Genomic DNA, 26,410 nt, shown 5'->3' on the forward strand with positions numbered 1-26,410 from the left:
CCAGGCGGTATGCCTAGCGTCAGAAGTCTCGGCAGCAAAAAGTGCCACTGAACCCATTATTCCCATCCCCCAAAGTATGAAATTCCCCCGAATGCGAAGTTCGCCTCGCGCCCGCAATTCAACCATGAAATACTTAAGCGCGCTAGCGGGGGCTAGAAACAACAAAAACAACAAAGGGGGGAGCGCAGTCACCATGCGCACAACGGGGATACAAGTATCTGGATTCAACTTTCTGCTGCGCAGGCTCGAGCTGGCGCTGGTTATTGGGGATCCGCGGATGGCCCACGATCCACTCCGCAGCCAACGGCGGGCGCTGGTCGTCGGCGTGCTGCTGAGTCTGCTGATCGCCGGGGGAGCGGTGATGCTGGGGCTACTGCGCCCACAGCCGAGCCTGGACGGGGCCGACCTGGTGGCCGACGAAACCGGGACGCTGCACCTGCGCCTGGAGGATTCCTATCATCCGATCACCAACGTTGCCTCCGCGCGGCTGATTCTGCAGCAGCCCGTTGAAGTGCAGAAGACCACCGCTGAGCAGCTGTCCCAAGTTCCGTTGGGCCAGCCGATTGGTATTCCGCAGGTGCCGGCGCTTTCCGCCGCGCCGGACCGCGAGTGGCTGTACTGCGACCATTCGGCCGGTGACGTGGGCACGGTCGTGGCCGTCGAACACATCAAGGAGCATCGCCACGCTCTGCTGGCTGCGCCTTCGGGTTATTGGCTTATTGACGCCACCACTCGCGCCCGCATAACCCCAGACGCAGCCCGGGCTTTCGGCACGGAGGCGGTGCCCGCCAGCGATGGGTTGGTCCAGCAATTCCGCCGCAGCCCCGACATTGCGATGCCGGCGGGGAAGACGAAGATGCCCGCGCCTTTTGACGTGGCGGGCAGGGTAGTGACGGCCGGCGACCGGGTGTTTCTGGTGGACCGAGCGGGCGTGGGGGAAGTCAAAGGTTCGCGGCGTGACTTTGCTTTGGCCAGCAGCCCCGTGCCGCCGGTGGAGGCGCCGTTGTCAGATGTAATGCGCCAGCCGAGCGTGGACGTGTTGGCGGGAATCCCAGAGTTCGACAACGAGCAGCCCGTGGTGTGGGCGCAGCCGCAGATGGTGTGTGCGGGGCCGCAAGGGTTGGCGGAGCCGGAGGATGGAGCCACAGTCGGCAGCGGCGCAGGAAAGAATGGCACAGGCGCGGACTCAGCCGGAATCAGCGCCGTGCTGGCTGCCGACGAACCTACCGCCTACTACGGCCCGCGGGGCACGTCGGCGCTGAAGACGGAGCGCGGATACGTGCTGGTCAGTGATAACGGAGTGCGCTACTCCGTGGGCAGCCAGGCCGAGTTGCGCGCCCTGGGGTTCACCGCGGAACAGGAGGTTCAGTTCGCCCGCGTGGCCTCGCTGCCAGACGGCGGCCTGCTGTCTGCGGAGAAAGCCCGGCAGACGACCGTGGCGATGATGCCTAGCGCCAGCACGAGGGAGAGCACGACCGGCACGGAATAGTCGGCGGCCCCCGGCTGGTGAGGCTGGGTGCTGACGGTCTGCAGCTCGTAGTGTGCGCCGGTCGAGCCATCGCTGCCAATGCTGCCATTGTTGCCGTCGCTGCCGTTGTCGCCAACGCGGATCCGCGCATCCCGCAGGTCGAGCGCCTTATCCACGGCCGCGGCGGGATTCACAACCAGCATTTGCTTCCCCAATCCCGGTCCGCTCGCGCCGGGAGAGGCTGTGGCGGTCAGCAGCTCGCGGACCTCCTGCACACTAAGGTGCGGGACGATCTGCCAGACTAGCGCCGCTGTCCCGGACACCACCGGCGCGGCGAAACTGGTGCCCTCGAAAGGATCGGGGTTACCGACGATGGTGTGCACCTTCCCGCGCACATCCACCTGCCCTTCGACCGGCCCGCCGGGGGCGAACAGATCCACCCAGTGCGTCGGCGCGCTGTACTGCGCGGGCACGCGACCCTGGTCGGCGGAGTTCTCCTTCCCGGCAGCTGGCCCTGCAACTGACCCTGCACCGGCCCCTGCGCCTGCCGCCAGCTCCTGTGCCCGCGGCGCCACCGCGCCCACGGCCAGCACGGAATCCAGGCTGGAAGGAAATGTCGGCGCCCCCTCCGGGCACTGGCCCGTGTTGCCCGTGGAAGCCACCACCAGCACCCCGGCCTTCTCTGCCCGCCCTATGGCCTCCCGCAGTTCCGCCGTATCCTCGCAGGCCACCATCGAAATATTGATGATCTTCACCCGCGCCTTCAGCGCCCGGTCGATCGCGCGAACCAGATCCTCCACCGTGCCCTCAGCCCGGGAGGCAACCGCGTTATGCCTAAACGAATGCACCTTTGCCTCCGGCGCTATTGCCCGCAACACGCTGGTCACCACGGACCCGTGCAGCACGCAAAAATCACGGTCTCCCACCACGCCCGGCCCGGCGGAACCCGTATCAACCACAGCCACGTCCACGTCCCGGCCCCGGGACAGGGCGTGCAGCGCTGGGTACGAGGGGGCGTCAATATCCGGCAAAGGCAAGGTACCCGGCGCCGCAACGGTGCCTTCCTGGCAGTTCCCGTGCGGCGAGGAATCCTGGATGATCATCAGCCGATGCCCCGAATCGCCTCGAAGATCCCTGTGGTCTGCAGCGCCAGGGGGATGGCCAGACAGAACGCAACGGCCTCCACCATGTCGATCACCCGGCCCAGCATCGGCGACTGCACGCGCACCGCCGGCAGACCAACCAGCACCAGGCACACCGCACCCCAGGGTTCGTGCAGCGCCAACCACAGAATCGTCGCCGCGGAAAGCACCGCCAGCGCCACCGAATGCACCGGCCGGGTGCTGCGAGCACTCACGCCCAGCACGGCCACCAGCACCAACAGCGCCGCACGCCACAGGCTCAGCGGCTCACCCCACGGCGCCAGCTGGTACACGCACGCACCCAACACCGCCACGATTGCTACCACCAGGGCGGAATGGACCTCCACCACCTGGCCCGCTCGGGTGGTCGTCGGTTGAGTAAACACACCAGTCGCGGGCACCTTTGGCAGCTTGATGCCCGCCAGCCCGATCGCAATCTGTCCCGAGTAAGCCAGCGCGAACATCGCCAGCAGCAGAGTAACCCCCGGCCAGAAATTCACCGCCGCGAACACCACCCACGTAACCATGACGATCCGCGCCGGGCCGCTGCGCCACACCATGAGAGCCGCCACAAAGCACGCGCACAGCACATTCACGTGCAGCCCCAACCCGAAACCAAGGATTGCGGCGAGGTAGGTGAAGTTGCGGTGGTGCAGCGAAGCCGCCGCCGTGGCCAGTGCTGCCACTGCGGTTGCCACGATCGTTGCGGTGTCTGCCGAATGGTTGAGGTTAAGGACGCCCCCAGCTCCAACCAGCTGATTATCCAAAGGGTGCCACGCGGGAGTGGCTTGAAGGCTGAACAGCGCAACGATGGCCGCGGCGATCCAGGCAGCAGGGCTGGAGGGGATAGGGCCGGAGAGCTCCTCGACAGCCTCGGCCGGCGGGGCGGGAACGGTGGCGATCTGCAAGGTCAGCGACTCTCCGGGGCGCACCCCTGCCTCCGCCAGAGTGTGCTGGGGCTGAACCTGCCCAACCGCCCGGTGGAGGATCCAGTGTTCCCCCGGCTCCGCATCCACAAGGTGCGGTATGAGCTCCGCGACAGGCACATGGTCGGCGATTGCAGCGTTGATAGTGGTGCCCTTCGCAGGCACGGAAATGCTGAGAGCTAGCACAGTAGAAATCCCCCTGGTGGTGCACGTTTAGGCCGTGCCCGATTGAATCTGCAGCGAGGATCCCCCCTTTGGACCCCGCCGGTGTTTATTACACGGCACAGATAGTAACCCAGGCGAGACGAGCGCGCTTGCCCTGCGGGCTGTCCGGGGAAGGTTTAGAATCAAAAACCACATCCAGGGGGTTGGATGGGGGTTTATTGGGGACAAGCAGGTAACCGGGGGATTTTTCACCATGCAAACACAGGCGCCGCCGACGCTGCCGAAAGACAAACAACCGTTCATCAGGCTGCTCTTGCCTGCCGTCATGCTGGTCGCTGTGGTGGGCATGGTCGCCGCCATGGTGCTTTCCGGGTCAGGGCGCAACCCGATTAGCTTCATCTTTCCGCTGATGATGCTGGGCAGCATGGCGATGATGTTCCAGCCAGGGGCGAATGTGGACGAGACGCGGCGCTCGTTCCACCGGCATATCGACGCGCTGAAAGATAGCGTGCAGCGCAGCCACGACGAGCAGCTGCAGGGCATGCTGGCGGCCCACCCGCACCCGCAAGCGTTGTGGACGCATGTGCACACCGGCACCGACGTGACTGCCGAGCCGGGCGTGGTGCGCATCGGCACCGCAGTGCAGACCCCGGACGATCCGCTGGAAGTGCCGGTGAACGCCCCGCCGGAGGACCTGGAGCCGGTCAGCGCCATGAGCCTGCGGGAGGTTGCGCTGCGCTACGCCACCATCGAAGCCCCAGTGTCCGTGGAGCTGGCCAGCTTCCACTGCATCGTGCTGCTCGGCGACGGGGCTGCTGGCCTGGCACGTGCCATGCAGGCGCAACTGGCGATGCAGGACCCGGACATCATCGGGATCACCGGGCCTTTCGAGGAGTGGTTGCCGCACGACGGGCCGCGCAAGGTGCACTTCTGCACGGGACAAAGCCCCGTGGTCGCCGGCGCGGTGGTTACCGACCCGAGCGACGAGTGGGTGGAAAATGCCAAAGGGCATGGCCTGTTGCTGCAGGTGGACGATGCCGCCGGCGGGTGCCTGCTGAGCGCCTGGACCGTCGACGGCTGGGTGCCCTTCGGAGTGGCCGACCAGCTCAGCGCGGTGGAGCTGGCGCAGATTTGCCGCGCCAGGTCCACCGTGAAATCCAGTACCTCACTGCTGGAACTGCCGGGCGGTGACCTGCGTGCGCCCATCGGTTTTTCTGGCGCGCCGGTGTACCTGGACATCAAGGAATCCGCCCTGGGAGGCATCGGCCCGCATGGCCTGTGCGTGGGCGCGACAGGTAGCGGGAAGTCGGAACTGTTGAAAAGCGTAGTGATTAGCTTCGCCCACCAGCACAGCCCGGAGGAGCTGAATTTCGTGCTCGTGGACTTCAAGGGCGGCGCCAGCTTCCTGGGAATGGACCGGTTGCCCCACACTTCTGCGCTGATCACCAACCTGGCTGAAGAGGCGGGGCTGGTCGACCGAATGCAGGATAGTTTGCTGGGGGAGATGCATCGGCGTCAAGAAAAGCTCCGCGCCGCAGGCCTGACTACGGCGGCGGAATACAACCGCGCCTACCCGGGCCAGATGCCGGCGCTGTTTATCGTGGTGGACGAGTTCTCCGAGTTGCTGCACGCCCGGCCCGAGTTCGCTGAGGTGTTCGCCGCGATCGGTCGGCTGGGCCGCAGCCTGCGAATGCACCTGCTGCTGGCCACCCAGCGCCTGGAGGAGGGACGCCTACGCGGCCTGGAATCCCACCTGAGCTACCGCATTGCCCTGCGCACGTTCTCTGCTTCCGAATCCCGCGCGCTGATCGGCACCACCGAGGCCTACGAGCTGCCCGCCACCCCAGGCGCGGCGATCCTTTCCGCCGGGGACAAGGTGCGCTTCCACTCGGCTTATGTTTCCGGCCCGGAATTGCCCCGCGACCAGCGGCTGGTGCGGGTGCTGGGTTCCACCGTGGAGGCGGAGACCACCACCATGCAGATGGTGATCGACCGGCTGGAGGGGCCGAATAAGAACCCGGTGTGGCTGCCGCCGCTGCCGGAAGACCTGCCCGCCAGTGAGGTCATGGAGCCCCGCGCGCCGGGCGTGGCCCGCATCGGCCTGGAGGACCTGCCCTTCGAGGGGCTGCAGGTACCGATGGACGTGGACCTGCGCCGCAAGCATTGGGCGATCGTCGGTCAGCCGCGCACGGGCAAGACCACGGCCGTACGCAGCCTGGTGTTGGGGTGGGTTCTCAGCTCGCCGGGCTGGCCCGTGTACATCTTCGACCCGGGCGGCGGCCTGCGGGATCTCGCGCGTTTGCCGCAGGTGGCGGCAGTGGTGGGGCCCGATGGGTTGGCGCGCCTGTTCGATGAGATGGAGCAGACGGAGGGCCAGCGCCTGCTGATCATTGATGGGCTAGACCAGGTGGGGACGGCCAGCGGTGGGACGGGCGAGGAGGAGCAGCGCCTCATCCGCCTGGCCACCACCGGGCTGGAGCGCGGCCTGCACGTGGTGGTCACAGCACTGCGGTGGAACTTCCGCCCCTCGCTGCGGGACGTGCTGACCGGCCAGATCGAACTGCGGATGACCCCGCTGGATGCGCACTTCCGCGATGCGCAGAAATCCCTGCCCGACGTGCCTGGCCGGGGTGTGTCGCCCCGCGGCAAGCACGTGCAGTTCGCAAACTCCACCGCGCAGGACGTCGAGCACGTACGGATGGAAAGTGCCCGTCGCGGCGAGACGGAGGTGGCCATGCGGGTGCTGCCGGAGCGCATCGGTTGGAAGGAGCTGGGCGACCCGCAGGCATTCGCTATCGGCGGCCCGCGCCTGGATCCGGTCCGCTGGGATCGGGGTACTTTCCCCCACCTGGTGGCCATTGGCCAGGCGGGCAGCGGTGTGACGACCGCCCTGCGCGCCGTGATGCAATCCGTCGCTGACACCCGCAGCCACACCGGCGAGCCGCCGGAGTTCCTGGTCACGGACACGCGCCGCGGGTTGCTGGGGGTTGCGGGCTACCGCGTGCCGGAGGACTTCCGCGCGGACTTGGCCGAGTGGGTTGCCACGCTACGGGAGCGCATTCCAGGCAGCGACGTGACCCCGCAGCAGCTACGGGAACGCTCCTGGTGGTCCGGGCCGGAGCTATTCGTGGTGGTCGACGATGCGGACGCCGATCCCGGTCTCGACCAGCTGCTTCCCCTGTTGCCGTACGCCGCCGACATTGGTCTGCACCTGGTGCTTGGCCGCCGCTCGGGGCAGTTCGCCCGCGCGGCCTATCAGCCGTTGACGCAGGCCATGCGCGACCAGAGCGCGTGGTTGCTGTTTTCTGCGCCGCGCGAGGATGGACCGATCGCGGGGGTTCGTTTAGTACGACGCCCACAGGGGCGCGCCGCCTATGTGCACAAAGAAACCTGGACGGTGCACGTGGCTGAAGCGGCGGAACAGAACTGAGAACGGTTGAGAGTAACTAGGAACGATTGAGAGTAATGAGCGGGGTGGGGAAAATGAGGGTAGATCAGAGGATTGGGGAAGCCCGGGGACTGCTGGCCGAGGCGCTGGCGCTGCAGGAATCGGGTGTGCTGGTCAGTGGCATGACGGTGACGGATCTGGCCACGGGGTTCGTGGTGACCGGCGATGCCGAGATGCAACGGCCGGGATACTTGCAGTACGAGGGAGCCGATAGCGCAGCGGGGGCCACGGGCACTGCGAGCGCCGCGGGTGCCGTGAGTAGAGCGGACGCAATGGACGACGTGGAGTTCCAGCGTTCCGGGCTGAGCCTTGGCAGGCTCTCTGAACTCTTTGAGATGGTCAGCGAGGTGCTGGAACAAAGGCAGGAACACCCGGAGGCTGCGGCGGTGAACCCGCCGGAGCCTCGCGAGCTGTTCCCCTGGGGCATCGGACTGCGGGAGGTAGACGTTCTCGTCACCGGTTCCTTTGCAGTGCAGGTTGTGCACTATCTGCGGATCATGGGCGTGCGTGCGCGGCTGGTGGATAACGACATGGTGCTGCGGGTGGCCAGCGAGCTCGCGCTGGCGCAGCAGGAGCTGCAACACCTTAACCTTGCCGAACCCGTTCGCCTCGGAGAGGTAGACAGCGGGGCAGCAGAGCCCGTAGAGGAAACGGATGAGTGGCAGGAGGTGGAGGAGGGGGCGTCAATAAGAAAGGAAGAAAGAAAAGACAACCGCAGGCTGCCCGCGGCGTTGGCCGCCTTGGCGCTGTTTATCGTCGGCGGGCTGGTGGCGACGTTCACGGTGTTCGACTCGCAGGCAGCAGAGAACACGGTTAGCGCCGATGGTGCGGGAAGTACAGGAAGCACTGGAATTACTGGAAGTACCGAGAGCACTGCGAGCGTGCAGGGTGACTCGAGTGTCGAGTCGGAGGAACCCGTTGCAGACGAACCCTTCCCCGAGCCGCGCAGGAGGGGTGTGACCACGGCCGACCAGAGTTCACGGCGCGCGGACATACCGATCAGCGTGAACGTGGACGGGTGGCGCTTAGGTAGTGCGACTCGTGCGCGGGAGGAATACGTCGGCGACGACGAGGGGATGCGCGTGCTGGTGGCGGCCAAGGAGACGCCGCTGAAAACACAAGAGGAGATGGATGCGGCGATGCTCGGCGCGCTGAACGACGTGAGCAGCAGCGACGATGGGGTGACAGTGGTGTCGACCCAGCCGGTGAGTTACGAGGAGAACTATCCGAGTTCGACGACCCTGTGGCACGTGCGGCTGGTGGACGGGCATCAGATCTCAGTGGGCTGCCAGTACCGGCAGTGGAATGAGCAGAGGGAAAAGGTGTGCCAGGAATTTGTGGAGACGGCGCGTCCGGAAAAATAGGGGAAAGCATGAAATGTGGGGACTACCGTGAACCTTTTCGCAGGACGGCGAGTATAACCCTTACGATGGCGCCTTCAACAGGGTTTTCAAGGGGATACCCGGCGACATGATCGAAAGATTGCAGAATTTTCAACAGGGGGATTTTAAGGCATGAGCTTTAAAACAGATGTCAGCACGATGAACCAGGCGGCGAACAACGTCGACCGTGTGAAGGACGAGGTCCAGGGCGAGCTCAGCCGACTGCGAGGCGTTGTGGACGACGTTTCCGGCAGCTGGAAGGGGCAGGCTCAGGTCTCCTTCCACTCGCTGATGGAGCGCTGGGACGAGAACGCGCGGAAGCTCAACGAGGCACTGCAGAGCATCGCGGACAACATCCGCGCCAACGCAGGCGACTTCGATACCACTGACGTGGACAACGCGGCAGCTTTCAACGCCTAACCCGGGTCCGTTGGACCCACAAGAGATTCATTACAGAATTCATTACAGAAGGGGACAGGAATGATTCAGTACAACTTTGCACAAATCGCCAATGCTGCGGATGACATCAACCGTGGCAACGGCACTATCAACGGTCTGCTGGGAGACCTCAAGCGCGATCTGCAGCCGATGGTTAGCGAGTGGGAGGGCGCGGCCTCCGACAGCTACCAAGCTGCTCAGAAGAAGTGGGATGACTCCGCACAGGAGATCAACGAGGTGCTGGGGCAGATCGCCCGCACCGTCCGCCAGGCAAATGATCGCATGAGTGAAATCAACACCAATGCAGCAAATAGCTGGGCATAAAGCCAGCTAAACAATCTTCTCCCGTCATATTCTCAGGCCCCCTTTGAAATGGAAAAGGGGAGCCTGAGATTTTTCTTTAATTGACGCCTCGCGTTGTGGAATAAGCGGGCGGGTTGCAGTGCTAGAAAACTTGACACAATCGTGATGTTTGCAATGACCTGGGAGAATGGGTGGATAAATCTAGCTTCATGCCTATTGGAAAGCATTTTGGTTGAAGTGTTAATAAAACCATGCGTAGCGTCTTTTGTGTACGGGAAAGACGACAACAATCAGCTACACCACTGCTGTTGTTACACCACTACGTAATTCCCCACTGTTGGTACTCACCAAGCAAGACAAACCCCCGTATTGCGTACCAACAAGGTGAAAGGATTTATTAACAAAATGAGCAACGACATCAAGGATCTTTTCAAGGCAACCGCATACGACAACGCTGGCGACAAGCTGGGCAGCGTCAAGGAAATCTTCGTTGACGACAAGTCCGGCCAGCCCACCTTCGTTGAGGTTAACCACGGCCTGTTCGGCATGAACTCCAGCCTGGTTCCGATGCGCGGCCACAAGTTCGACGGCGAGAACCTGAACCTGGCTTTCGCCAAGGACCGCGTCAAGGACGCGCCGGACTTCGACGCTGACCAGGCTCTGACCCCGGAGCAGCAGAACGAGATCTACCGCCACTACGGCCTTGACAATGTTGAGGACACCACCCGTTACGGCGAGGGCGCTGGCAACCAGGATGCAGGCGCGAAGGATGCAGGCGAGGAGCGCTCCACCCTGGATCGCCACGAGGCTGCCGGTGGTAACACCACTGCTGGCGCTGGCGTGGGTGCTGCAGGCGCAGGTGTTGCTGGTGCAGGCGTTGCAGGTGCGAACGCGGACCAGGCGGGTGCCACCGAGCGCGAAGCTGCTAACACTGACGCCGCCAACCGCGAGGCTGCCGTGAACAATGAGGGCGAGATCATCCGCTCCGAGGAGCGCCTGAATGTTCAGAAGGACAAGGTGCAGACCGGCGAGGCTCGCCTGCGCAAGTACGTAGTCACCGACACCGAGACCGTAGAGGTTCCGGTCACCCGCGAAGAGGTTCGCGTCGAGCGCACTCCGATCTCCGAGGAAGAAGCAGCTAACCTCAAGGGCAACATCGACGAAGCTGGTCAGGAAGCCTCTGTCACCCTGAACGAAGAACGTGTCTCTGTGAACAAGGAGACCGTCCCGGTGGAGAAGGTATCCCTGAACAAGGAGCAGATCACCGAGACCGAGCGTCACACCGAAGAGGTCCGCAAGGAGCAGATCGACTCCAACCTTGACGGCGACGTCCGTAAGTAACAACAAGGACTCAGCGACAGAGCCCCGGCTCGCCCTCCCCAATGGCAGGGGAGAGCTAAAGCCGGGGTTCTTTACTGTGCAACGTTGGCGGCGACCAGCTCGCGCGCCCAGGTAGGCGTTTTGGTCTGCGCGCCAACCTGCACTAAACTCCCAAGGGTTGTGTGCACAGTGCCCGGCCTGCCCGGGCGCATGCATTTCTGCGGGTCCCAACCGGCCGCCGCAGAAGCACTCACGTACTTCACGTTTAAGTGTTCATCTGGCTGGCAGTTCCAAGATCAAGACTTTAAGGAGTCCCCTGTGACTACTTTCCACCCGAAGAGCGGTGACATCACCCGTAAGTGGTACGTCATCGACGCCACCGACGTGGTGCTGGGTCGTCTTGCTGTTACCGCAGCTGACCTGCTGCGCGGCAAGAAGAAGCCCTACTTCGCACCAAACGTTGACTGCGGCGACAACGTCATCATCATCAATGCGGACAAGGTCCACATTTCCTCCAACAAGCGCGAGCGTGAGATGCGCTACCGTCACTCCGGCTACCCGGGTGGTCTGAAGACCATGTCCCTGGGTCGTTCCTTGGAGCTGCACCCGGAGCGCGTCATCGAGGAGGCAGTCAAGGGCATGATGCCGCACAACAAGCTGTCCCGCGCGTCCATCAAGAAGCTTCGCGTCTTCGCTGGCCCGGAGCACACTTTCGAGGCCCAGAAGCCTGAGACCTACGAGATCAAGCAGGTGGCACAGTAATGACTGAGTACAACGAGAACGTAACCGACGAGCAGAACGCTGCTGTCGAGGAGAACTTCGAGGGCGAGTACACCGCTACCGACGCAGTGAACGAAGAGTTCGTTGCCACCATCGGTGACTCCATCGCTTCCGAGGACGAGGCTGAGCAGGTTGAGGCTGAGCCGGTCGTCTTCGAGGGCACCATCCAGACCGTTGGCCGCCGCAAGGAGGCCGTCGTCCGCGTCCGCATGGTTCCGGGCTCCGGCGAGTTCCTGTGCAACGGCCGTTCCCTGGAGGACTACTTCCCGAACAAGCTGCACCAGCAGCTGATCAAGGCTCCGCTGGTCCTGCTGGACCGCGAGAACCAGTTCGACATCCAGGCCAACCTGAATGGTGGCGGCCCCTCCGGCCAGGCTGGTGCTTTCCGCCTGGCTATCGCCCGCGCACTGAACAAGTACAACCCGGCAGAGCGCACCGACCTGAAGCGCGCTGGCTTCCTGACCCGCGACGCTCGCGCCGTGGAGCGCAAGAAGGCCGGCCTGCACAAGGCACGTCGCGCACCGCAGTACTCCAAGCGCTAAATCGCTCCATCTTTTTGGTGGCGACGCCCCCACGCCCCAACCGATCAACTTTTCGGTTGGGACGTGGGGGTTTCCCTTTTGTCTAGCTTTCGGATGAATTGCCTTTACACGGGAGTGGCACCCACCCGACCTGCGGGGTGGCCGGGTAAGATCTCGCCCTATGGGTAAATTGTTCGGAACTGATGGTGTGCGCGGCCTGGCGAACAGGAAGCTGACCGCGCCGCTGGCGATGAAGCTGGGTGCCGCCGCCGCGCGCGTGTTGGTATCCAAGGAGGAAGTGGGTGGCCGCCGCCCGACCGCTGTGGTGGGCCGCGATCCGCGCGTATCGGGGGAGATGCTGACGGCCGCTCTGTCGGCGGGCATGGCCTCGCAGGGTGTGGACGTGTTGGATGTTGGTGTGATCCCGACGCCGGCCGTGGCCTTTCTCACCGACGACTTCGGCGCCGACATGGGCGTGATGATCTCCGCCTCCCACAACCCCATGCCGGACAATGGCATTAAGTTCTTCGCTGCCGGTGGCCGCAAGCTGCAGGACGACGTGGAGGACGAGATCGAAGCCACCATGCTGGAGCTGCCCGAGACGGGCCCAACCGGCGCGGCGATCGGCCGCATCCTGGATGAGTCCAACGACGCCCTGGAGCGCTACCTGGCTCATGTCGGCACGGCGATTAACCACCCGCTGGATGGCATCCGCGTGGTGGTGGACTGTGCCAACGGCGCGGCCTCCACTGCCGCCCCGGAGGCCTACCGCCAGGCCGGCGCGGACGTTGTGGCGATCCACAGCCGCCCGAATAGTTTCAATATCAACGATGGGGTGGGCTCCACTCACATCGAAGTTCTACAGAAGGCCGTGCTGGAGCACCAGGCGGATCTGGGCCTGGCTCACGACGGTGATGCGGACCGTTGCCTGGCCGTGGATTCCGAGGGCAATGTCGTAGACGGCGATCAGATCATGGCGATCCTGGCCGTGGCGATGAAGGAAAACGGGGAGCTGAAGCAGAACACCCTGGTGGCCACCGTCATGTCCAACCTCGGCATGAAGCTGGCCATGCGGGCCAACGGCATCAAGGTGCTGGAGACGCAGGTGGGCGATCGTTACGTGCTGGCTGAGCTGCTGGCCTCTGATCTTTCGCTGGGCGGCGAGCAGTCCGGCCACGTCATCATCTCCGAGCACGCTACCACCGGCGACGGCACCCTGACGGGACTGACGTTGATGGCGCGCATGGCGCAGACCGGCAAGCCGCTGTCCGAACTGGCCAGCGTTATGACGGTTCTGCCGCAGACGCTGATCAATGTGCCGGTGGCGGATAAATCCGTGATCGCCGACGACGAGCGCGTGGTCGAGGCCATCGCCAAGGCGGAGGAGGATCTGGGCGACGCTGGCCGCGTGCTACTGCGCCCTTCCGGCACCGAGGAGCTGTTCCGCGTGATGGTGGAGGCCGCCGATCCGGGCACGGCCCGTCGCATCGCGGGGAAGCTCGCAGCCGTGGTGGCGGAGGTTTAGGCGCACACTCTCACGACAGCCCCAAGACCCCCGGAAATTCCGGCGAACCTTTTTAACATCCGCGCAGTCTAACTGTGCGGATGTTTTGTTGTGCAGCGCGAAGCGCTTGTGTGAGGCGCTTGTGCGGGACATTAGTGCTGAGCGCTGCAGGGGAGTTCGAAGGGGGATGAGACCGTGGGAGAGTTACACATAGATCCAGTGCCCGCCGCCGATCGGGTGGCGGAGTTGCGGGATGCGCAGCTGAACTGGGCGAATCATTTGGATGGCAACCGGCCGACCGTGCCGGTGGCCGCGTTCGGCACGGGACTGCAGGCCAAGGCGCAGCAGTTTCTGGATCTAGTTGATCGGGGGCACAACGTGCGGGTGAACCACGCCCACAGGCTGGCTCAGGCAGGCGAGGACCTGACGGGCCTGGTGGATCGCGTGGGGCAGGCCGAGCAGGAAAACTCCGCCAGCCTGAACGCAGGGGGTGGCTGGGCATGACGGGCTCTCTGGACCTCCGGCTGAACGCTGCGCTCGCTGTGATGGCCGGCTTTGGCGCTGACGTGGAGGGGGCGAAGGCTGCGGCGTCATTTACCAACGGCATGAACCCAGAGACGATCCTTACGTCGCTTGGGCCGGCGAGCAACCAGAAACAACAGGCGCCGGAGCTGGCCGCAGAGGCGTGCGTGAAAGACAGCCTGAGGGGCACGGGCGATGCACAGCCGGGGACGGCGACGGAGAAGGCGGGGAAGGAGCAGCTGAACCACGAACACTGCGTGCAGGATCGTTGTGTGGCGGTGCGGGATACCGCTGAGATTATGGGCACGACCTCGGAGAACTCGGTGAGTCTGATCGAGGATATTGCCGAGAAGTTGGAGCTTTTCGGCATGGCGGCGGTCGGCCTGATCAGCGGTGGAAAGCCGTTGCTCGATCTGCTGGCGAAGTTGGCGGGGAAGCTCTCGGAGGATATTCTGCGCAGCCGCAACAATTGCCTGGATACAACCATGGATCAGCTGATCCGCGATGCGAAGCCCGCCGCCGAGCCCGGCAATTCGGACAAGACGGTCTGTCAGGATCCCAAGCCTGCCGAGACCAAGTGCCCGGAGCCTGTGAAGTCCCCTGAGGGTGATTACCCAGCGCCGAAGAAGGTAGTGACGCCCCCTCCGGCGGCCGAGCAACCGTGTGAGACGGGGCCTTCACAACACCCCGCGCCACAGGCGGCTGCTCAGGTGGTCACGCAGACGGCTATGGCTCAGGCTCCGCAACCGGCGCCCGCGCCTGCACCTGTGCCAGCCCCAGAGCCCGCGCCTGCACCGCCGCCTATGCCCGCGCAGTCCTTGGTGCCGCCGCCTCCGCCGCCTGCTCCACCGGCGCCTCTGGCTCCTCCGCTGGCTGGCTCTCTGCAGATCAACGTCGAGGGGGCGGTGAGGCTGTGGGAGCAGATCGTGCACTGTGCGACGGAGGCGCTGGCTCCACCGGCGGATCACTGTCCAGCTTCTGCCCCGGAGCCGGCGCCGGAACCAACGCCAGAGCCACCAACGCCAGAGCCTGAGCCGTGCCCGGAGTCGAAGCCGGAGCCGTGTCCGGAACCGGAACCTAAGCCCGAGCTGGCGGAGCACTGTGAAAAGTCAGAGCAGGAGGTGGAGCAGAAGCCGGTTGGAAACCCACAGCCAGAGCCGAAGCTAGAGCCGGAACCGGAACCATCTGAGCCCTGTGAGGAGCAGAAGCCCGAGCCGAAACCGGAGCCGAAGCCGGAACCACCGCAGCAATGCGAAGAACCGAAACCTGAGCACAAGGCACCGACACCGCCGTCAAGCGATACGAAGGGCGAACCGATCACGCCCGCAGCACCCAGCCAGGAACCTGCACCGGAGCCAAATGTGGAGAATCATCCAAAGCCGCAGCCGGCGCCCTCTAAGCAGTGGACTCCGGACGTGTGGGTATCGGCAGCGGGAGCTGCATCCATTGAAATGACAGGCGCCTCTGTGGAATTGGCTGCTGCGGGGGCTGCGGCAGTGGGCGTCAATATCGAAAGGAGCGGTGAGTGGTGACCAGTAGGGAAGAACTAACAGAGCGTTACCAGCGCATCGTCGACGACTACATGGCAGAAGTAGAGGAATCGGTGCGTGAGTTCGAGGAAACCCTCAAGGAATGCACACGCCAACTCGAGGAGGCCAAGAAGGCTCAGGGGGACAAGGCAAATAAGACAGTCGGAAATGCGAGCGCAAATGTGAACGCGACCGCGAGCACTGGCGCCCGCGGAGTGCGCGGACGGATCTTCGACTAACAGGCCTAGCTTGAAGAGCTAGATTAAAGAGGTCGAACTCTTAGAATCTGAGCCCTAGAAGATCTCCGCCAGGCGCTCGTCCAGATCCACGTTCTCTGGCAGGTTCTTGTACAGCTCGTGCTGGGTGGCGGTGCGGGTCTTCTTCAGCTCGGCGTGGCTATCGCGGAAGGAGGCGTACTTCTTCTCATCCTCGGCCAGAACGAAGCCAGTCATCAGGCCGCGAGCCAGCTCTTGCTGGCTGAACTGAGGCAGGCCGGCGCCCAGAGCAAAGTTGCGGCCATACTTCTCGTGGAAGCCACTGGAGGAAGCACCCAGCAGCTCACGGTAGACAACGTCCCCGCCCCAGTGGGCGGCCATGCGCTTGGCGTTACCCATCGGGGTCTCGCCCAAACGGCCAGCCTCCAGCACCAGCCCCGGAGCCTTCACATACTTCGCGGCCTCCGTCGCATCCGGGGAAGTATCCGCCGGGTACACGGCCATCACACCATTGATGGTGGGCTCAGTATCGTAGCCCTTCAGCTCGCTACGGTGGCGGCGACCCGTCGCAGCCAGCACGGCAGCCGAAGCACCCATGCCGTGGCCAGCGAGGTAAAGCTCGTTCGGCTGCACCGTGACGTTGCCGTTGCCCAGGCGCACACCAGCCAGGATCTGCAGCGCGGTCTCCAAGTCAGCGGCAAAACCCCGGTGGTTTGGGGAGAGGCCCTTCTCCGTATCCGGCGCCGCCACTGCGAACCCCCAGCTGGCCAGGTGGCGCAGCGTCGCGTGGTACGCATCCACGCCGACACGCCAGTCGTGCCCGAAAGCGATGCCGGGGATGCCGTTGCCTTCCGCCGGGGTGTAAACGCGCCCCGGAATTCCAGCGAAGTTCAGGTCACCGACCATCACGCGGTGCGGGCCACGCTTGCCCAAACGAGTAATCAGGTTCTTCATCTTATCTGCCACAGCCCCACAGCTTACCGAAACGGACAAGCCATTGTGTATCGTCAGAGGCATGTGTGCAATTGTTGGCTACGTAGGTGACTCCGAGGCCCTCCAAATCGGGTTGGATGCGCTGGAGCGAATGGAATACCGCGGATACGATTCCGCTGGCATCGCAGTTGTCGAGCAGGGCTCCCTGCACCTCGAAAAGAAGGAAGGCAAACTGCAAAACCTCATCGACCGCATCGATGAGGTCGGTCGCGATTCCTTCCACGGCTCTACCTGTATCGGCCACACCCGCTGGGCAACCCACGGTCGCCCGAACGACGTGAACGCACACCCGCACCGTTCCTTCGACGGCAAGGCCGCCATCGTCCACAACGGCATCATCGAAAACTTCTCCACCCTGCGCGCGGAGATCGAGGCCGCGGGCATCGAGCTGGAATCCGAGACTGACTCCGAGGTCGCCGCACACCTGCTGGCGCTCGCCTACAACGAAGGCGAAACCGCGGGCGACTTCCAGGCCTCCGCGCTGAAGGTCCTCTCCCGCCTGGACGGCGCGTTCACCGTTCTGTTCGTCCACGACGACCACCCGGGCACCATCGTTGCAGGGCGCCGCTCCACCCCGCTGATCGTCGGCGTGGGCGAGGGCGAAATGTTCCTCGGCTCCGACGTAGCGGCCTTCATCGACCGCACCAAGAACGCCGTAGAGCTAGGCCAGGACAACGCGGTGGTCATCACCGCCGATTCCTACGACATCTACGACTTCGACGGCAACCCGGTGGAGGGCAAGCCCTTCACCATCGACTGGGACCTGGATGCGGCGCAGAAGGACGGCTTCGATTCCTTCATGATGAAGGAAATCCACGAGCAGCCCGCCGCCGTCCGCGACACCCTGGCAGGCCACTTCGACGGCCGCCGCATCGTGCTGGACGAGCAGCGCCTCTCCGACGAGGACCTGCGCGGCGTGGAGAAGGTCTTCGTCGTTGCCTGTGGCTCGGCCTACCACTCCGGCCTGCTGGCCAAGTACGCCATCGAGCACTGGGTGCGCCTGCCCGTAGAGATCGAGGTCGCCAGCGAGTTCCGCTACCGCGACCCGGTACTGGACCAGCGCACCCTTGTGGTGGCCGTGTCCCAGTCCGGTGAGACCGCCGACACGCTGGAGGCCGTACGCCACGCGAAGATGCAGGGCGCCCGCGTGCTGGCCGTCTGCAACACCAACGGCTCGCAGATCCCGCGCGAGTCCGATGCCGTGCTGTACACCCACGCCGGCCCCGAGATCGGCGTGGCCTCCACGAAGGCTTTCCTGGCGCAGGTCGCCGCCAACTACCTGGTGGGCTTGGCCCTGGCACAGGCCCGTGGCACCAAGTACGCCGATGAAATCGCGGAGATCTTCTACTCGCTGGAGGCTCTGCCAGAGAAGATCGAGAAGACCCTTGGCCTGCGCGAGCAGATCCTGCAGCTGGCCGAGGAGCTCGGCCCGGTGAAAACCATGCTGTTCCTGGGCCGCCACGTGGGCTTCCCGGTCGCTCTTGAGGGCGCGCTGAAGCTGAAGGAGCTGGCCTATATCCACGCGGAGGGCTTTGCCGCCGGCGAGCTGAAGCACGGCCCGATCGCCCTGATCGAGGACGACCTGCCCGTCGTTGTCGTGGTGCCCAGCCCGAACGGCCGCCCGGTGCTGCACTCCAAGATCGTCTCCAACATCCAGGAGATCCGTGCCCGCGGTGCGAAGACCATCGTCATCGCAGAGGAAGGCGACGAGGCCGTGCGCCCGTACGCCAACTGGCTGCTGGAGATCCCGGGCACCACGTCGCTGATGCAGCCGCTGCTGTCCACGGTGCCGCTGCAGTTCCTGGCCGCCGACATCGCGCGCCAGTGCGGCAACCAAGACATCGACAAGCCGCGCAACCTGGCCAAGTCCGTCACCGTCGAATAGTTCGGGGTTCTTTCTTAGTGACGCCCCCTGCCGTGCCCCTTTCCTGGAATCCCAGGAAGGGTGGCTAAGGTTATGAACATGTCGGATCGTCACCTTGCGGAACTAGTCGTTGACCTGGATGCCATCGCGCATAATGTGCGCGTGTTCCGGGAGGCCGCGGCCCCCGCCGGGGTGCTGGCCGTGGTGAAGGCCGATGCGTACAACCACGGGGTGGACGTGGTGGCGCCCGCAATGCTGGACGCGGGGGTGGAACAGCTGGGCGTGGCCACGCTGGGGGAGGCTCTGCACCTGCGCGAGATTCTGCAGGGACTGGGGGAGCGCTACGCTTCCGCGCCGATCACTGCCTGGATGTGGACACCCGATGAGGACCTGGCGGAGGTATTCGCCGCGGACATTAACGTTGGCGTGCCCTCGCTGGCGCACGCGCGTTCCTTGGTGGATCAGGCCGAAAAGGCGCAACAGGAGGCGCAGGTCAGTGCTCCCGTGCGGGTGACGCTCATGGTGGATACTGGCCTTTCCCGCTCCGGGGTGAGCCCCGCCGAGTGGCGGGAAACTGTTGAGCTGCTGGCATCCAAGACGGAACTGGTGGAAGTCACCGGCGTGATGACCCACATGGCCAGCGCCGACGATCCCAAGTCGGAGGCGAACAACCTGCAGGCTGCCCGCTTCGCAGAAGCGATCGAGTTCTGCCGCTCCCGTGGCCTGCAGGTGCCCCGCAATCACATTGCAAACACACCGGCTACGTTGCACCGCCCTGATCTCGCTTATGAGCTGGTGCGACCGGGCGTCGGACTATATGGCATCGACCCAATCGGCGTGGGCGTTGAACTAAAGGCGGCGATGACACTGCGCGCCCGCGTCACCACAACCCGGGTGGTGCCGAAGGGCGAGGGCGTGAGCTACAGCCACACCTGGCGGGCGCAGCGCGATACCCGCACCGCCGTGGTGGCGCTCGGCTACGCCGACGGGCTGCCGCGAAGCGTATCCGGAAAGATGCAGGTGACGATCAACGGGAAAACATATCCGCAGATCGGGCGAGTATGCATGGATCAGATCGTCGTGGAGCTGGGGCCGGCCGATGGTGCTGAAGGATCTACCAACGGCGCCGCAGACGTGAAACCGGGTGACTGGGCGGTGATCTTCGGCGAGGGTGGCAACAGTGCAGACGAGTTCGCGGAGCTGGCGGGCACGATCAGCTACGAGGTGCTGACGATGCCGCGGGGGCCGAGGGTCAAGAAGGTATTTAAGGGTGGCCGCCCGGATTTCTCCGCCGACGGTTCCTGCGCTGCTGCGACTGCCGATGACATGCGGGCTCTCGGCGAGCAGCTGGGCAAGCAGCTGGATGCCGGGACCGTTGTGGTGCTTTCCGGTCCGCTGGGTGCGGGCAAGACGACCCTGACCCAGGGGCTGGCCGCTGGTCTGGGAGTGAAGGGGCGCGTGCAGTCGCCGACGTTCACCATCGTGCGGACTCACCGCGCCGGGCAGCGCGGGGTGGGGCTGTTGCACATGGACGCCTACCGCCTGCTGGGCGCGGACGTGGAGGAGGGCATCGAGCCGGGGCGCCACATTGACCGCAACGAGGTGCTAGACGCCCTGGAGAGCTTGGACATAGACGCGGATATCGACGACGTGGTCGTGGTTGCCGAATGGGGTCGCGGAGTGGTGGAGCCCCTAAGCGATAAAGTGCTTGACGTGCAGATCGACCGGAGTAGCGTGGACGGCACTGCCGGTGGCGTGGAAAGCGCCGCTGACCCGGCAAATCCTGAAGCTTCGGCCACGGACGCACGCACCGTCACGTGGCGCTGGGCCTAGCTCAACTGGGAGCGGCTGGACACTTCCTGGCAAATTCTTAGGAGAAACTGGGGAACCTCTCGGACGGGGTTGCTTTGAGAAGCTTGGCCGTGCAATGATAGTTGACGAATCACCGTGAGGGGTGTTTCACAAGACGCTGGCATTTACGGGCCTGATCAACCCGCCAGTCGTATACCGTCCCTGAGAGGTTTACTGCGAGAGCCTCTCGGGGACTTCTTGTCTTTGTTGGTACTCCACATCAGATCTAGTTGGTCGGGGTTCGCTGAACTGGTGATGTGTTGAGGCCGATGCGTTAAGACCGATGCGTGAAGACCTAACCGCGTATCTCCGCGTCTGGGGAGTGCTCCCTACAGAGCGACAAATGTTCCAGGCAGCGAGCAATGATGGATTCATGAGTAACGACATGTCCCTCAACGACCCGACCAAGCGGACAGTTGCATTTCCGCAGTCTGCTCAGAGGTATGATTCCCAAGAGAGAATGCCTGACGATGATAATTTTTCGAGGAGTACTCACATGACCGTCCCAAAGAAGTTGCTGGCGTTGGGGGCTGCGGCAATTACTACCCTGTCGACTGCCGCGTGTTCAAAGGACGAAGCTCCGCAGGCGGAGCAGTCTTTTGAGGTGCAGTCCTCGAGTGCAGAAGCTTCTACCCCGGAGTCCACGAGTTCTGAGGCTGAAACTCCTACTACTTCCGCAAAGAATGAAAAAGAAGCTGAGCCAACGTTGATTGATCCAGCGAAGTCCTTGGAGCTGAGCAACGGAAAGTTCCGTTTGACCAAGGACGAAGCGGGCCCAGGTTCTCCGGAGGAAATCGTCACTTCCTATCCTGAAATGCCAGATTATGGTTTTTCTGAGCTGCAGGTCACTGTGCCACGTGCAGAACGTAACGGAATCATGCAGTACAAGAAGGGGTCAAAGCTTGAGCTAAAGATTGCTGCAGCCGACCTCTCGAAGGTTCCTTTCGAAGAAAGGGAGTGGGCAGAACTTAGTTTCAAGCTGCTCGATGAAAGTGGTTCCGATGTCTTGAAGGGACAAAACGTTCGTCCCGAGTGGCTTCCTGGCTATCAGAATGTGAACTACGACGAGATCAAGTTTGAGAACAAGGATATAAAGCTGTCGGACTACTCCGAAGCAAACATTGCCTACAACCTTGAAAAGGAGGGGAAATTCACCCTTGAAATTGAGATCGCAATACCGGGGTACAAGCCGTTTAACATCAGCCAGCCTGTGATCGTTGCTTAGGCTGAAATGGTAGCTGCCAATGATGGAGCCCACCTTATCGTCGATGATTTGATTGGGACCCGCAGGGTTGTGCCGCAAACAGCGAGCGTGACCCTTGGCCGGGCGTCTGAATTCCCAATTGGGGTAGACGACCCCTCTATGCATCGCGCGTTTTTGCATTTCTGGTGTGATCACGGAATGTGGATGGTTCGCAACGTAGGCAGTTTTATTTCCGCTACCATTCAGCCGTCGTATAGAACCACCAAGTATTCACCTGTTCGTCTTACTCCCAGAACGCAATGGCCTCTTCCAGCAGGTGTGAACTCTATTCTGTTTGCGACGAGAAACCTCCAGTATGAGCTTGAGGTGACGGTTGCCCGACCAGTTGAATCCATTCCGCGAATGGATGTCCCGTTGGCGCCGTTTACTATGGGCACATTCGATCCGAATATCGAGCAACAGCAGGTATTAGCTGCACTAGCGGCGCCACTTCACCGTGATCCAAGTGCGGATCCGCGTATCGTAGTTCCCTCTGTGAAAGACCTTGCAGGCCAACTAGGTTGGGGAGAAAAGAAAACTTCACAGAAAATCCAGTACATAGCGGAGACTCTGAAAAGGTTGGGTGTTCCACAGTTTCAAGATGGTGTGAACGTCCCGTGGCGAATTGTGCTTGCGAAATTCGCTGCGGAGAATCCGCATTTGTACGCTTAACCCTACCTGTCCATATTCACCATGAATCTTTCCCATCCCCCTGCGCCTGAAGACTTCTTGAATGACTTAAGTGTCTTAGGGTATTCGAACGTCCAGCAACTTGGACAAGGAGGAATGGGCACGGTATTTCGCGCCTACAAGCAAAACCTAGATCGAACTGTGGCAATCAAGGTGGTGTCACACGATCGCGTCTCCGACACCGAATATGTCAATAGATTCCATGCGGAAATGCGTACGATGGCAGCGCTGGATCATCCTGCGATTGTTCCTGTGTACGACGGGGGCGTGACTGCACACGGCTTTCCTTACTTCGCGATGAAGTACATCGAAGGCGAGAATCTCCACGACTTCTTGCGCCGACGCCGAGCCATTCGCCAGCCACTTGCTGTTCAGGAAGTTGCGCAAATCTTGGCGCCGATTGCTAGCGCACTCGATTATCTGGCGGCGCTACCGAATCCTGTGGTTCATCGCGATATCAAACCGGCAAATATACTGTTGCCATCTTCCGATGTGAACGACCCTCCGGCTTTGCTGACGGATTTCGGTATTGCGATTGATCGGGAATCTACGCGCATGACCCGGGTAGGGATGCGTATCGGCACGGATGGTTACACTGCTCCCGAATTGTTGGCTACGAAGGACGTGACGAAACCTCCCCAACCCAACGCGTTGAGTGAACAGTATTCACTGGGCCTGGTTGCTTTTGAACTGTTGACAGGCATCTACGTTCGTGGCTCCGTAACGGACGAGCAATGGGCGGTGAACCGCCCCGTGCCAGAACTTAAAAGTCACTTGATGCATCCAGCGGATGTTTCGAACATTAAGGCTGTCAACGGAGTTTTTGCGAGGGTTTTGGCCGTTAACCCGCACAAGCGTTTCGCTACCGCTTCGGAGTTTATTTCTGCTCTGCAGTCTGCAGCTGCTGCGCATCAGTCGGCGAATTTGGTGCGAGATGTAGGGCGAAGCGCTCTTTCCAAGAAGCTCCTCACGCTTGTCGCAACTGTGGTTGTAATTGCCACGATCGTTTCAGCGGGCGTTTGGCATTTTTCCGCATCTCAATGGGAAGGTGAAGATGCGCGGCTAGCTGGTAAGTTTCCGGAAATCGTGAGCGAGAAATCTGGGGGAGCAGGTTGGCAGTCTACGTCGTGTGAACATCGAGAACCTGGCACGGGCGAGCTTGCCCGCATTGCTTGTAATTCGGATCGACTTAGTGTTGTCATCGCCCACTTCGATTCGGTTGAAGCTAGGGATGCTGTGGTTCCAGCTGAAGGTGCCCAAACAATGAAGTCGAGTCGTTGCAGCGCGTTAACTATGCCAATGGAATCGAGCGATTCTGCTTTCGGGGTGTTCCCTCAAGGTGATCTTTCTACCTACGGGATTATCGTCTCCGGCGAGAATGCTGAGGACCTGCGTCTGAAACTTCCGATTTGTTAATGATCAATGCTTGGCTGCAGTAGCAACCAGATTGTTCACCGCAGCTCTAGATGCCGGGCCTGCTGAAGAACCAATTCGAGCTGGCCGCGCAAGAGGCCTAAACTTGTTCACCATGATCAACGTGCTGGCCGTCGATACCTCTACCAACTATGTCACCTGCGGAATCGTCCAAGTTTCCGCGAATGGCCAGGTGAACGTACTTTCCGAACGACTGGTGGATAACGTTCGCGGTCACATGGAGCTGCTCGCCCCTAACATTCAGGTTTGCCTCGCCGAGGCGGAACTTTCCCCTGGGGATCTTCACTCGGTCGTCGCCGGCACCGGCCCGGGGCCGTTTACGGGGTTACGGGTTGGCATGGCTACCGCTGCTGCCTTTGGTGACGCCCTCTCGATTCCAGTCCACGGCATTCCCAGCGCGGCCGCCACGGCGTGGGAGCACGCAACCTCCCAGGTCGGGTCTAAAGCCTTCGGCGATTATTTGATTGTCTCCGACGCCCGCCGCCGCGAGTTCTACCACTCGCGTATGAGTTTCTTTCCCGGGCTGGCAGGGCGGCTGTGCTCTGAAGTGCAGGTTCCGGCTTCCGTTCACGCGCCAGATGTGGCGCGGGAGATCCAGAGTGAGTTCGACCGTTGGCCGCTGCGGGTGCTCAGCGCTTCTGCGGTAGCAGAACAGGCGGAAGAGCTTTTTGGCTCCCAGGAGGGCTGCCAGATCGAAAGCGTGGATGCCCACCCAACGCCTCGTGGGCTGGTACTCGCTGCGCTAGAGTCTCTCGGTTCGGTTCCGGGGTTGCTCGCCGACGCGCCCGCGCTGCGTGCGCTTTACCTGCGCCGTCCGGATGCGAAGGAGCCGAAGGCGAAGGCTGTCTCGAAGGCGCTGGACTTTTCCCGCGTGCACGAGCTGGGCGCCCAGGTCTCTGCGACAGGCGCCGATAGCGATGTTGTGGAGGAAGGTCCGCATGCAGGCTCCCAGTCCGCCCGCGTGCGTCTGCTCACTCCTGCCGATGCGCCCGCCTGCGCGGAGATCGAGCAGATCCTCTTCCCCGAGGATTCCCCCTGGTCAGCGGAAGCCTTCGCCAGCGAGATCGCCGCGCCGCACACGCACTGCCTCGCCCTGGAGGTCGCCCCCGAGGCAGCTGCAGACTCTGCCGATGGCCCCAGTGAGCCCCAGCTGATCGGCTACGCCATCCTGGCCGTCGGCGGCCCGGCTAACGATCCGGAGGCGGAAATCCACACCATCGGCATCATTCCCGAATGGCAGGGGAGGGGCCTGTCCAAGCTGCTCATGGACCCGCTGGTCGCCGTCGCCGACCGCCTGCGCGCCCCCATCTTCCTCGAGGTTCGCACCGACAACCGCCCCGCCGTGGGGCTGTACGAGCGCTACGGCTTCGCCATCGAAGGCACCCGCCGCGCCTACTACCAACCCTCGGGTGCCGATGCCTTCACCATGGTGCGCCCCGGTTTTGTTTCTGACGCCACCCCGGCCCCAGATACCGAGACTTCAAACCGGCCTACCTACATCATGGGCATCGAAAGCTCCTGTGACGAGACCGGCGTGGGCATCGTCGCCAGCACGGCAACTGCTGGCGAAGGTAAAGCTGGCGGTGACGGTGCTGCAGCCGGTGGCGAAGCAGAAGCTGCCGACGGTGCTGCGAAGTTGGAGATCGTGGCGAACAAGGTGGCCTCCTCCATGGAGCAGCACGCCCGCTTCGGGGGAGTGGTTCCGGAGATCGCCTCCCGCGCCCACCTGGAGGCCATGCAGCCGACGATGCGCGCCGCTCTGGCGGAAGCGTGCGCGAATGTCCCCGGTTTCCGCACTCCGGACGTTGTGGCCGCCACCGTTGGACCCGGCCTGGCCGGAGCCCTGCTGGTAGGCGCCGCCGCCGCGAAGGCCTACGCCCTGGCATGGGAGGTGCCCTTCTATGGCGTGAACCACCTGGGCGGGCACGTGGCTGTCGGAACTCTTGACGAGGGAGCTGCGGGAGGCTCCACCGAGGGCGCTGGCGTTGGCACCGACCTCAGCAACGCCATCGCGCTGCTGGTCAGCGGCGGGCACACGCAGATTTTGCACGTCACAGGCGTGGGTGCCCCGATGGAAGAACTCGGCAGCACCCTGGACGATGCCGCGGGCGAAGCCTATGACAAGGTCGCGCGCTTGCTGGGTCTGGGCTACCCAGGCGGTCCGGTGATCGACCGACTGGCTGCGCAAGGTGACCCCAAGGCCATCGCCTTCCCGCGTGGCATGATGCGCCAGCAGGATTCGCGCTACGACTTCTCCTTCTCCGGGTTGAAGACCGCCGTCGCCCGCTACGTGGAGAATGCGGAAAAAGAGGGTGCGAGCCTGCCCATTGAAGACGTGTGTGCTTCCTTCCAAGAGGCAGTGGTGGACGTGCTCGTCACTAAGGCGCTGCGCGCCTGCGAAGATAAGGGCGCCCGCGTGATGCTGCTTGGCGGAGGTGTTTCCGCGAACAGGCGCCTGCGTGAGGTGGCTGCCGAAAGGTGCGGAGATGTGGGCGTCGAACTAAAAATCCCGCAGGCAAAGCTCTGCACCGACAACGGCGTGATGATGGCGGCACTCGCCGCGCGCCTCGTTGCGGCGGGGGAGGAGCCGAGCGGTTTATCGACGCCTACCGACCCGTCGCTGGACGTGGAAGAGCCTGTCCTGCGCAATCGCTAATTTGCTGGCAAGATGT

General features: G+C 62.9%; 20 protein-coding genes and 1 pseudogene. 18 read left to right on the top strand and 3 right to left on the bottom strand.

The window, feature by feature from the left end:
- Positions 1–193: 193 nt before the first annotated feature.
- Entirely contained in the window at positions 194–1,489 is a 1,296-nt protein-coding gene (gene eccB / locus L8V00_RS01190; protein WP_269943984.1) for a type VII secretion protein EccB, read from the top strand.
- A 218-nt stretch (positions 1,490–1,707) separates the two neighbouring features.
- On the opposite strand, the pseudogene L8V00_RS01195 reads toward eccB, so the two are convergent.
- Together L8V00_RS01195 and L8V00_RS01200 are read right to left on the bottom strand one after the other, a co-directional pair.
- Positions 1,708–2,571 (bottom strand): annotated as a pseudogene (locus L8V00_RS01195) (S8 family peptidase); the annotation flags it as partial.
- Complete coding sequence (locus L8V00_RS01200) at positions 2,571–3,722, bottom strand: EsaB/YukD family protein (RefSeq protein WP_049049760.1); 1,152 nt, start codon at positions 3,720–3,722, stop codon at positions 2,571–2,573. The gene L8V00_RS01200 and the pseudogene L8V00_RS01195, both read right to left, overlap by 1 nt.
- Positions 3,723–3,954: 232 nt before the next feature.
- Here L8V00_RS01200 and L8V00_RS01205 point away from each other — a divergent pair, with 232 nt between their 5' ends.
- The 11 genes from L8V00_RS01205 (at position 3,955) to L8V00_RS01255 (ending at position 15,687) form a co-directional block, all read left to right on the top strand.
- A complete protein-coding gene (locus tag L8V00_RS01205; protein ID WP_049049761.1) occupies positions 3,955–7,131 on the top strand; it encodes an FtsK/SpoIIIE domain-containing protein in 3,177 nt (1,058 codons plus the stop codon).
- A 53-nt stretch (positions 7,132–7,184) separates the two neighbouring features.
- Positions 7,185–8,513 carry a type VII secretion-associated protein gene (locus tag L8V00_RS01210; protein WP_070488783.1) on the top strand — a complete coding sequence of 443 codons (1,329 nt, stop codon included), beginning with the start codon at positions 7,185–7,187 and terminating at the stop codon, positions 8,511–8,513.
- Between the two features lie 150 nt (positions 8,514–8,663).
- Complete coding sequence (locus L8V00_RS01215; protein WP_070488703.1) at positions 8,664–8,951, top strand: WXG100 family type VII secretion target; 288 nt, start codon at positions 8,664–8,666, stop codon at positions 8,949–8,951.
- Between the two features lie 60 nt (positions 8,952–9,011).
- Positions 9,012–9,293 (top strand): WXG100 family type VII secretion target, encoded by a 282-nt coding sequence (locus L8V00_RS01220; protein ID WP_034984950.1) that lies wholly within the window; start codon positions 9,012–9,014, stop codon positions 9,291–9,293.
- A gap of 384 nt (positions 9,294–9,677) precedes the next feature.
- Positions 9,678–10,613 (top strand): PRC and DUF2382 domain-containing protein, encoded by a 936-nt coding sequence (locus tag L8V00_RS01225; RefSeq protein ID WP_035003054.1) that lies wholly within the window; start codon positions 9,678–9,680, stop codon positions 10,611–10,613.
- A 297-nt stretch (positions 10,614–10,910) separates the two neighbouring features.
- A complete protein-coding gene (gene rplM / locus L8V00_RS01230; RefSeq protein ID WP_034984948.1) occupies positions 10,911–11,354 on the top strand; it encodes a 50S ribosomal protein L13 in 444 nt (147 codons plus the stop codon).
- On the top strand, positions 11,354–11,914 hold the full coding sequence (gene rpsI / locus L8V00_RS01235; RefSeq protein ID WP_005291842.1) for a 30S ribosomal protein S9: 561 nt from the start codon (positions 11,354–11,356) through the stop codon (positions 11,912–11,914). Before rplM ends, rpsI begins: the two co-directional genes overlap by 1 nt.
- 160 nt (positions 11,915–12,074) lie before the next feature.
- On the top strand, positions 12,075–13,418 hold the full coding sequence (glmM, locus tag L8V00_RS01240) for a phosphoglucosamine mutase (RefSeq protein WP_035003055.1): 1,344 nt from the start codon (positions 12,075–12,077) through the stop codon (positions 13,416–13,418).
- Between the two features lie 174 nt (positions 13,419–13,592).
- Positions 13,593–13,901: a hypothetical protein gene (locus L8V00_RS01245; protein WP_049049762.1), complete on the top strand. Its 309-nt coding sequence runs from the start codon at positions 13,593–13,595 to the stop codon at positions 13,899–13,901.
- Positions 13,898–15,451 (top strand): hypothetical protein, encoded by a 1,554-nt coding sequence (locus L8V00_RS01250; protein ID WP_269943985.1) that lies wholly within the window; start codon positions 13,898–13,900, stop codon positions 15,449–15,451. The genes L8V00_RS01245 and L8V00_RS01250 overlap by 4 nt, the downstream gene beginning before the upstream one ends.
- Complete coding sequence (locus L8V00_RS01255) at positions 15,448–15,687, top strand: hypothetical protein (RefSeq protein WP_237746216.1); 240 nt, start codon at positions 15,448–15,450, stop codon at positions 15,685–15,687. The genes L8V00_RS01250 and L8V00_RS01255 overlap by 4 nt, the downstream gene beginning before the upstream one ends.
- Before the next feature lie 54 nt (positions 15,688–15,741).
- Here the strand turns inward: L8V00_RS01255 and L8V00_RS01260 are convergent, their stop codons facing one another.
- Positions 15,742–16,617, bottom strand: coding sequence for a dienelactone hydrolase family protein (locus L8V00_RS01260; RefSeq protein WP_035003060.1), 876 nt, complete (start codon positions 16,615–16,617; stop codon positions 15,742–15,744).
- 61 nt (positions 16,618–16,678) lie between these two features.
- On the opposite strand from L8V00_RS01260, the gene glmS reads away from it, so the two are divergent.
- The 6 genes from glmS (at position 16,679) to tsaD (ending at position 26,394) form a co-directional block, all read left to right on the top strand.
- Positions 16,679–18,541, top strand: a complete 1,863-nt coding sequence (gene glmS / locus L8V00_RS01265; RefSeq protein ID WP_269943986.1) for a glutamine--fructose-6-phosphate transaminase (isomerizing) — start codon at positions 16,679–16,681, stop codon at positions 18,539–18,541.
- A gap of 78 nt (positions 18,542–18,619) precedes the next feature.
- Positions 18,620–20,353 (top strand): alanine racemase, encoded by a 1,734-nt coding sequence (gene alr, locus L8V00_RS01270; RefSeq protein WP_269943987.1) that lies wholly within the window; start codon positions 18,620–18,622, stop codon positions 20,351–20,353.
- Between the two features lie 391 nt (positions 20,354–20,744).
- On the top strand, positions 20,745–21,596 hold the full coding sequence (locus tag L8V00_RS01275; protein ID WP_269943988.1) for a hypothetical protein: 852 nt from the start codon (positions 20,745–20,747) through the stop codon (positions 21,594–21,596).
- 6 nt (positions 21,597–21,602) lie between these two features.
- Positions 21,603–22,286, top strand: coding sequence for an FHA domain-containing protein (locus tag L8V00_RS01280; protein ID WP_041626214.1), 684 nt, complete (start codon positions 21,603–21,605; stop codon positions 22,284–22,286).
- 21 nt (positions 22,287–22,307) lie between these two features.
- Positions 22,308–23,720: a serine/threonine-protein kinase gene (locus L8V00_RS01285; protein WP_269943989.1), complete on the top strand. Its 1,413-nt coding sequence runs from the start codon at positions 22,308–22,310 to the stop codon at positions 23,718–23,720.
- Positions 23,721–23,832: 112 nt separating this feature from the next.
- Positions 23,833–26,394: a tRNA (adenosine(37)-N6)-threonylcarbamoyltransferase complex transferase subunit TsaD gene (gene tsaD, locus L8V00_RS01290; RefSeq protein WP_269943990.1), complete on the top strand. Its 2,562-nt coding sequence runs from the start codon at positions 23,833–23,835 to the stop codon at positions 26,392–26,394.
- Positions 26,395–26,410 lie beyond the last annotated feature (16 nt).

The organism is Corynebacterium evansiae (assembly GCF_027570065.1).
Taxonomy (GTDB): Bacteria; Actinomycetota; Actinomycetes; order Mycobacteriales; family Mycobacteriaceae; genus Corynebacterium; species Corynebacterium evansiae.

Excerpts from the sequence above, each read along its gene's own strand:
- L8V00_RS01250 (WP_269943985.1), top strand. The coding sequence starts at position 13,898 with ATGACGGGCTCTCTGGACCTCCGGCTGAACGCTGCGCTCGCTGTGATG.
- tsaD (WP_269943990.1), top strand. The coding sequence starts at position 23,833 with ATGATCAACGTGCTGGCCGTCGATACCTCTACCAACTATGTCACCTGC.
- eccB (WP_269943984.1), top strand. The coding sequence starts at position 194 with ATGCGCACAACGGGGATACAAGTATCTGGATTCAACTTTCTGCTGCGC.
- L8V00_RS01280 (WP_041626214.1), top strand. The coding sequence starts at position 21,603 with ATGGTAGCTGCCAATGATGGAGCCCACCTTATCGTCGATGATTTGATT.
- glmM (WP_035003055.1), top strand. The coding sequence starts at position 12,075 with ATGGGTAAATTGTTCGGAACTGATGGTGTGCGCGGCCTGGCGAACAGG.
- L8V00_RS01210 (WP_070488783.1), top strand. The coding sequence starts at position 7,185 with ATGAGGGTAGATCAGAGGATTGGGGAAGCCCGGGGACTGCTGGCCGAG.
- L8V00_RS01260 (WP_035003060.1), bottom strand. The coding sequence starts at position 16,617 with ATGAAGAACCTGATTACTCGTTTGGGCAAGCGTGGCCCGCACCGCGTG.
- rpsI (WP_005291842.1), top strand. The coding sequence starts at position 11,354 with ATGACTGAGTACAACGAGAACGTAACCGACGAGCAGAACGCTGCTGTC.
- glmS (WP_269943986.1), top strand. The coding sequence starts at position 16,679 with ATGTGTGCAATTGTTGGCTACGTAGGTGACTCCGAGGCCCTCCAAATC.
- L8V00_RS01215 (WP_070488703.1), top strand. The coding sequence starts at position 8,664 with ATGAGCTTTAAAACAGATGTCAGCACGATGAACCAGGCGGCGAACAAC.
- L8V00_RS01275 (WP_269943988.1), top strand. The coding sequence starts at position 20,745 with ATGAGTAACGACATGTCCCTCAACGACCCGACCAAGCGGACAGTTGCA.
- L8V00_RS01225 (WP_035003054.1), top strand. The coding sequence starts at position 9,678 with ATGAGCAACGACATCAAGGATCTTTTCAAGGCAACCGCATACGACAAC.
- L8V00_RS01285 (WP_269943989.1), top strand. The coding sequence starts at position 22,308 with ATGAATCTTTCCCATCCCCCTGCGCCTGAAGACTTCTTGAATGACTTA.
- L8V00_RS01205 (WP_049049761.1), top strand. The coding sequence starts at position 3,955 with ATGCAAACACAGGCGCCGCCGACGCTGCCGAAAGACAAACAACCGTTC.
- alr (WP_269943987.1), top strand. The coding sequence starts at position 18,620 with ATGTCGGATCGTCACCTTGCGGAACTAGTCGTTGACCTGGATGCCATC.
- L8V00_RS01220 (WP_034984950.1), top strand. The coding sequence starts at position 9,012 with ATGATTCAGTACAACTTTGCACAAATCGCCAATGCTGCGGATGACATC.